The following is a 6,740-nucleotide window of genomic DNA, read 5'->3' as shown; positions in this document are numbered from 1 at the left end:
GTCCAGCTCGCGGAGTCCGGAGAATTCAACACCGTCGGTGTCGCCTCCTTCGGCGGCCCGACGGCAGCGCTCTCCATTCCGGCCGGGGTGGAGGCCGTCACCGTCGAGCACACCGACGACATCGTTCCGGCGTTCGGCGGCATGCCGCCAGGGGTCGACGACCGGGTCCTCGTGCGCAGCAGGGCGTTCGCCGCCGGTGAGGCGCCGGCAGGGCAGGCATTGCCTGCGCATTCCCTTACGAGCTACCAGGCCACCGCCCGCCTGATGGACGGGTCGGCGGAGCCGAACCTGCTGCGCTTCCGGGACACCCTGGCCGGGGTCGGCGCAACCGGACCGGCCGAGGTCACCCGGTGGCGCGGCATCCGCGTGACCGGGCCGTGAACCCGGGCGGGCCGTGAACCCGGGCCGTGAACCAGGTGCGGGGGTGGGTTACTGGCGGCCGGTGGCGGGACGCGCGAGCACGCCGAGCAGCCAGCTGATGATGCCGAGAACGAGTGCCCCGAGCACCCCGGTCCAGAAGCCGTCGACATGCAAGCCGAAGCCGAGGCCGTCGGAGATCAGGGCCACGAGCATGAGGAGCAGGCCGTTGACGATGAGCGCGAGGAGGCCGAGGGTCAGAACGTAGAGCGGGAAGGCGATGACACGCACAAAACCGCCGATCACGCCGTTGACGAGACCGAAGATGAGGGCAATGAGGAGATACGTCACGACGATGGCGCCGGTGTCCGGCGCATAGGGTTCGACACTCACTCCCGAGACGAGGAGGGTGGTGAGCCACAGGGCGACGGCATTGAGGATGAGCTTGATCAGGAATCTGGCCATGCGACCACTATGGCACCTGACCGGGCGCTGCGCTTGGGTGGTGCGGCCTGCGGCACGCCCGGTCTCCGCGCGGCTCATGCGGTCGCGCGAATACGCCCCGGCGTAGAATCGCCGAGTGAGCCCCACAGACCAGTCAGCGGTGCGACTGCGCCCCGAAATCATCGCCCTCCCGGCCTACAGGCAGGGAAAGGCGGCAGCCGCGAGTGCCTTCAAGCTCTCGAGCAACGAGAACCCGTTCGGGCCACTGCCCGGTGTGATCGCTGCCGTCGGCGCCGAGACGACGTACAACCGCTATCCGGATGCCTCCGCGTCCGAACTGCGGGAACGCCTCGCCGCACGCTACGGGCTTTCGCCGGACGAGGTGCACGTGGGCAGCGGTTCCGTCGCCCTGCTCTCCCAGCTCATCCTCGCCGCGGCGGGCCCAGGGGACGAAGTCGTCTATTCCTGGCGCTCCTTCGAGGCGTACCCGAGCCTCGTCACCGTCGCAGGCGCGACGAGCGTGCAGGTGCCCAACCGGCCGGATCACGGCCACGACCTCACCGCCATGGCCGCCGCGATCACCGACCGCACCCGCGTGCTCATCGTCTGCAGCCCGAACAACCCGACAGGCACGATCGTGCACGCTGCGGAGTTCGAGGCCTTCATGGCGGTCGTCCCCTCGACGCTGCTCGTCATCCTCGACGAGGCGTACGCCGAGTTCGTGACCGACCCCGACGCCGTCAGGGGCATCTCCCTGCTGGGCCGCTACCCGAACCTCGTCGTGCTCCGCACCTTCTCCAAGGCATACGGCCTCGCCGGGCTCCGGGTCGGCTACGGCCTCGGGCCGGTTGCGATCCTCGACGCTGCCCGTGCGACGGCGATTCCGCTGTCGGTCACGGGGGTCGCCAGTGCTGCCGCGATCGCATCGCTCGATGTCGATGACGAACTCATGGAACGGGTGCGCACCATCGGCATCCGTCGTGACACGATCTGGCGCGCGCTCACCGAGCAGGGCTGGAACACTCCCGCACCCCAGGGCAACTTCATCTGGTTGCCGACGGGCGCGGAAACCGGTGTCGCCGCCGAGGCGCTCGGTGCGGCCGGACTCGTGGTGCGGCCCTTCCCCGAGGGGATCCGGATCTCAATTGGCGAGGAAGAATCTGTGGAAGAACTACTGCGAACCTGCGCGGAACTTGTACAAAATCTACCAATAGGGCATTCGGCCCGGCGGCTAGGTTAGTACGATGGCAGCGCGCGAGAACGACTCACCCCTGGTTCAGGTGCTCTCGACGAGCGGGCTCGTCGAGCCGAGCGAGGCGGCGGCGGAGTTCATGCCCTACCTCGACCGCCTGACCGAAGACGACCTCCGCAGGTTCTACCGTGACATGGTCGTCGTCCGTCGTTTCGACAAGGAGGCGGCGAACCTGCAACGGCAGGGCCAGCTCGCCCTGTGGGTGCCGAGCCACGGCCAGGAGGCCGCCCAGGTCGGCAGCGCGTATGCCACCCGCCCCCAGGACCACGTCTTCCCCTCCTACCGTGAGCACGTCGTCGGCATGATCCGCGGGCTCGACCTCGTCGACATCCTGCGGATGCTGCGCGGCGTCACCCTCGGTGGCTGGACCCCCGAGGATCACGGCAACTTCCATCTCTACACTCTCGTGCTCGCCTCGCAGACCCTGCACGCGACCGGATACGCGATGGGCATGCAGCTCGACGGCACGACCGCGACCGGCAACCCCGAAACCGACGAGGCGGTCATCGTCTACTACGGCGACGGAGCCTCCTCCCAGGGTGACGCGAACGAGGCCCTCGTCTTCGCGGCGAGTTACCAGACCCCGCAGGTCTTCTTCCTGCAGAACAACCACTGGGCGATCTCGGTGCCGGTCACCCGGCAGTCGCGCACCCCGCTCTACCTCCGCGCCGGCGGCTTCGGCATGCCCGGCACCCAGGTCGACGGCAATGACGTGCTCGCGAGCTACGCCGTCACCGCCAAGCACCTCGACGACGCGCGCGCGGGCAAGGGCCCCGCCCTGATCGAGGCGATGACCTACCGGGTCGGTGCGCACACCACCGCAGACGACCCCACCAAGTACCGTGACCCGGAGGAACTCGCCGCCTGGGTCGCGAAAGACCCGATCGTCCGGTTCCGCGCCTACCTGCAGGGCCTCGGCGTCGAGCAGGACTTCCTCGACGCCGTCGACGAGGAGGCCGAGGACCACGCAGCGGATGTCCGCCGCCGCGCCCTCGAGATCCGCTCGCCCGAGCGTTCCGTCATCTTCGACAACGTCTACGCCGAACCCCACCCGCTGATCCAGGAACAGAAGGCCTGGCTCGACCGATACGAAGCATCCTTCGAAGGAGGCGACGCGTGAGCGACACGATCGTGACCGAGACCCCGGTCCGGGAGCCGGCCGCTTCTGCAGTGCCCGCGGCAGCATCCGCCGTTCCAGCCACCTCGGCGAACCTCCCGATGGCCAAGGCCCTGAACGCCGGCCTCCGGCAGGCGATGCTCGACAATCCGAAGGTCCTGATGATGGGCGAGGACATCGGACCGCTCGGCGGCGTGTTCCGCGTCACCGAGGGCCTGCACGCCGAATTCGGCGACAAGCGCGTGCTCGACACCCCGCTCGCAGAGTCCGGCATCGTCGGCACCGCGATCGGCCTCGCCCTCCGCGGCTACCGTCCCGTCTGCGAGATCCAGTTCGACGGCTTCGTCTTCCCCGGCTTCGACCAGATCACCAGCCAGCTCTCCCGGATGCGCAACCGGCACGAGGGCCAGGTCACGATGCCCGTCGTGATCCGGATTCCCTACGGCGGACACATCGGCTCGATCGAGCACCACCAGGAGAGCCCGGAGGCGTACTTCGCGCACACCCCGGGCCTGCGCGTCGTGAGCCCCTCGAACCCGCACGACGCCTACTGGATGATGCAGGAGGCGATCGCCTCCGACGACCCGATCATCTTCTTCGAGCCGAAGAGCCGCTACTGGCCCAAGGGCGAGGTCCGTTTCGGCGCGAGCGGGATTCCCCTGCACGCGAGCCGGGTCGTCCGTGCCGGCTCCGACGTCACCCTCGTCGGCCATGGCGCCATGGTCACTGTCCTGCTGCAGGCCGCCGAACTCGCCGCGGTCGAGGGCATCAGCATCGAGGTCATCGACCTGCGCTCGATCTCCCCGATCGACTACGGCCCCATCCTCACCTCCGTGGAGAAGACCGGCCACCTGGTCGTCGCCCAGGAAGCATACGGCTTCGTGAGCGTCGGCTCGGAAATCGCGGCGACCGTCACGGAGCGCTCGTTCTACCACCTCGAGGCTCCCGTGCTGCGGGTTTCCGGCTTCGACACCCCCTTCCCGCCCGCGGCCGTCGAGACCCACTTCCTGCCGTCCCCCGACCGGGTCCTCGAAGCGGTCGATCGTTCCCTCGCCTACTGACATGCACCACCCCGCACCTAGCATGACCCACAGCAAGGAATCCAGATGAGCGTCCTGAACTTCACCCTTCCCGATGTCGGTGAGGGCCTCACCGAGGCTGAAATCGTCGAGTGGCGGGTCGCCCCCGGCGACACCGTGTCGATCAACCAGGTGCTCGTCGAGATCGAGACGGCCAAGTCGCTCGTCGAACTGCCGTCTCCGTTCGTCGGCGTCGTCGGCGCCATCCTCGTGGAGGTCGGAACGACCGTGGACGTCGGAACGGTGATCATCACCATCGTCCCCGCCGAGGAGCCCGCAGCCGTCAGTCCGGCTCCGGCCGCTGCTCCCGCTGCCGTGACGGCGGATGCCGGAGCAGGACAGGTCCCCGCCGCACACGTCACCGAGCTGGCCGGCGCAGCCCTCGACACCGGGTCGACCATCACCGCTGAGGAGCCGAAGGTGCTCGTCGGTCGGGGAGCCGCTCCGAGCGTGCCGACCCGTCGCCGTCGGGGATCCGACGGTGCCGCGCCGCACGCCTCGATCGCTCCTCCCGCGATCGAAACGCCCCGGCCGGCCGCCGCAGCCCAGGCGCGGGCGCCGCGAGCGGCATCCGCCGGTCCCGTCATCGCCAAGCCCCCGATTCGCAAGCTCGCGAAGGACCTCGGCGTCGATCTCGCCCTCGTCGAGGCGACCGGCCCCGTCGGCGACGTCACCCGCGAGGACGTGCTGCGCGGGGCGACCCAGGCGAGCGTGTTCCGCAACATCCAGACGCCCGAGTGGCCGAGCGACCGTGAGGAGCACATCCCGGTCAAGGGCGTGCGCAAGGCGATCGCGCAGGCCATGGTCGGCAGCGCGTTCACCGCGCCGCACGTCAGCCTGTTCGTCGACGTCGACGCCACGCGCACGATGGAGTTCGTCAAGCGCCTCAAGTCCTCGACCGACTTCGCCGGGGTGCGGGTCTCGCCGATGCTGATCATGGCCAAGGCGATGATCTGGGCCGTGCGCCGCAACCCCACCGTGAACTCGGTCTTCACCGATCAGGAAATCATCATCAAGCACTACGTGAACCTCGGCATCGCCGCGGCCACCCCGCGCGGGCTGATCGTGCCGAACGTCAAGGAAGCCCAGGACATGAGCCTCCTCGAGCTCGCTCGCGCCCTCGAGACGCTCACCCTCACGGCGCGCGACGGCAAGACGACGCCGGCAGACCAGGCCGGGGGCACGATCACGATCACGAACATCGGCGTCTTCGGCATGGACACCGGCACCCCGATCCTCAACTCCGGCGAAGCCGGGATCGTCGCCCTCGGCACGATCAAGCCCAAGCCCTGGGTCGTCGACGGCGAGGTGCGCGTGCGCCAGGTCACGACCATCGGCGCGAGCTTCGACCACCGGGTCGTCGACGGAGACGTGGCGAGCCGCTTCCTGGCGGATGTCGCGAGCATCATCGAGGAACCGGCCCTCCTCCTCGAATAGCGGGTTCAGACTTTGGGAAGGCTTACCTCACCAGCTCTTTAACGCGCTGGTGAGGTAAGGCTTTCCACGCTGGCGGACGTGGATTCCCTGTGGTCTGATGTTCCAATGACCTCCATCGCCCCCGCCAGAATCGCCCCCGTCGCTCCTGCGGTCGAAGCCGCAGCCGACGACCGGAAGCGCACCGAGAGCCACGCCGGCCGCCTGAACTGGCTTCGCGCCGGGGTGCTCGGCGCCAACGACGGTATCGTCTCCGTCGCAGCCCTCGTCGTCGGCGTCGCCGGCGCGAGCGGCTCGACCGCAGTCATTGCCGCGGCCGGCACAGCCGGTCTCGTCGGCGGGGCGATCTCGATGGCCCTCGGTGAATACGTCTCCGTCAGCAGCCAGAGCGACAGCCAGCGCACCCTGATCGCGCGCGAGAAGCACGAACTGAGCATCGACCCGGAGGGCGAGCTCGAGGAACTCGCGAAACTCTACGAAAAGCAGGGCCTCGCGCCCGCGACCGCCCGCCAGGTCGCCACGGAATTCACCGCGATCGACCCTGTGCGCGCCCACCTGCTGGCCGAGCACAGCATCACGGAAGACGACGTCGTCAGCGCCTGGCATGCCGCCTGGGTCTCCGCCGCGGCGTTCACCCTCGGCGCGCTGCTCCCGTTCCTGGCGATCCTGCTCCTGCCCGCGAGCGTGCGCATCCCGATCACCTTCGGCGCCGTGCTCGTCGCCCTCGCCGCCCTCGGCGCGACCGGCGCCCACCTCGGCGGCAGCCCCAAGCTGCGGGCGATCATCCGCGTCGTGCTCGGCGGCGCCGCCGCGCTCGTGGTCACCTTCCTGATCGGGTCCCTGCTCGGCACCTCCGGCGTCGTCTAGCCCGCCAGCCACCAAGCGGTGGCGAGCCCACCTAATGGTTTTGACAATCATTATCAATAGGGATAGCGTCGCTTACGTGACCCCCTCGAAAATCCTCGTACCCGCACTCCTGGCCGCGGCCGTCGAGACCCACTTCCTGCCGTCCCCCGACCGGGTCCTCGAAGCGGTCGATCGTTCCCTCGCCTACTGA

General features: G+C 68.9%; 6 protein-coding genes and 1 pseudogene. 6 read left to right on the top strand and 1 reads right to left on the bottom strand.

Going from position 1 to position 6,740, the window contains the following annotated elements; translation table 11 throughout:
• Positions 1 to 381: pseudogene (locus tag QN345_RS13875) on the top strand (hypothetical protein); the annotation flags it as partial.
• Between the two features lie 48 nt (positions 382 to 429).
• Here QN345_RS13875 and QN345_RS13870 read toward each other — a convergent pair.
• On the bottom strand, positions 430 to 822 hold the full coding sequence (locus QN345_RS13870) for a phage holin family protein (RefSeq protein ID WP_134448512.1): 393 nt from the start codon (positions 820 to 822) through the stop codon (positions 430 to 432).
• A gap of 115 nt (positions 823 to 937) precedes the next feature.
• On the opposite strand from QN345_RS13870, the gene QN345_RS13865 reads away from it, so the two are divergent.
• The 5 genes from QN345_RS13865 (at position 938) to QN345_RS13845 (ending at position 6,550) form a co-directional block, all read left to right on the top strand.
• Entirely contained in the window at positions 938 to 2,041 is a 1,104-nt protein-coding gene (locus QN345_RS13865) for a histidinol-phosphate transaminase (protein ID WP_322136857.1), read from the top strand.
• Between the two features lie 4 nt (positions 2,042 to 2,045).
• Entirely contained in the window at positions 2,046 to 3,173 is a 1,128-nt protein-coding gene (gene pdhA / locus QN345_RS13860; protein ID WP_134448510.1) for a pyruvate dehydrogenase (acetyl-transferring) E1 component subunit alpha, read from the top strand.
• A 98-nt stretch (positions 3,174 to 3,271) separates the two neighbouring features.
• On the top strand, positions 3,272 to 4,231 hold the full coding sequence (locus tag QN345_RS13855) for an alpha-ketoacid dehydrogenase subunit beta (RefSeq protein WP_134448648.1): 960 nt from the start codon (positions 3,272 to 3,274) through the stop codon (positions 4,229 to 4,231).
• Positions 4,232 to 4,276: 45 nt separating this feature from the next.
• Positions 4,277 to 5,686 carry a dihydrolipoamide acetyltransferase family protein gene (locus tag QN345_RS13850; protein ID WP_322189036.1) on the top strand — a complete coding sequence of 470 codons (1,410 nt, stop codon included), beginning with the start codon at positions 4,277 to 4,279 and terminating at the stop codon, positions 5,684 to 5,686.
• A gap of 105 nt (positions 5,687 to 5,791) precedes the next feature.
• A complete protein-coding gene (locus tag QN345_RS13845; protein WP_134448506.1) occupies positions 5,792 to 6,550 on the top strand; it encodes a VIT1/CCC1 transporter family protein in 759 nt (252 codons plus the stop codon).
• Positions 6,551 to 6,740 lie beyond the last annotated feature (190 nt).

Origin of the sequence: Cryobacterium sp. 10I1 (genome assembly GCF_035019805.1) — a bacterium.
Taxonomy (GTDB): domain Bacteria; phylum Actinomycetota; class Actinomycetes; order Actinomycetales; family Microbacteriaceae; genus Cryobacterium; species Cryobacterium glucosi.
Note: the sequence above shows the minus strand (reverse complement) of the source record. Positions and strands in the feature narration are given on the sequence as shown.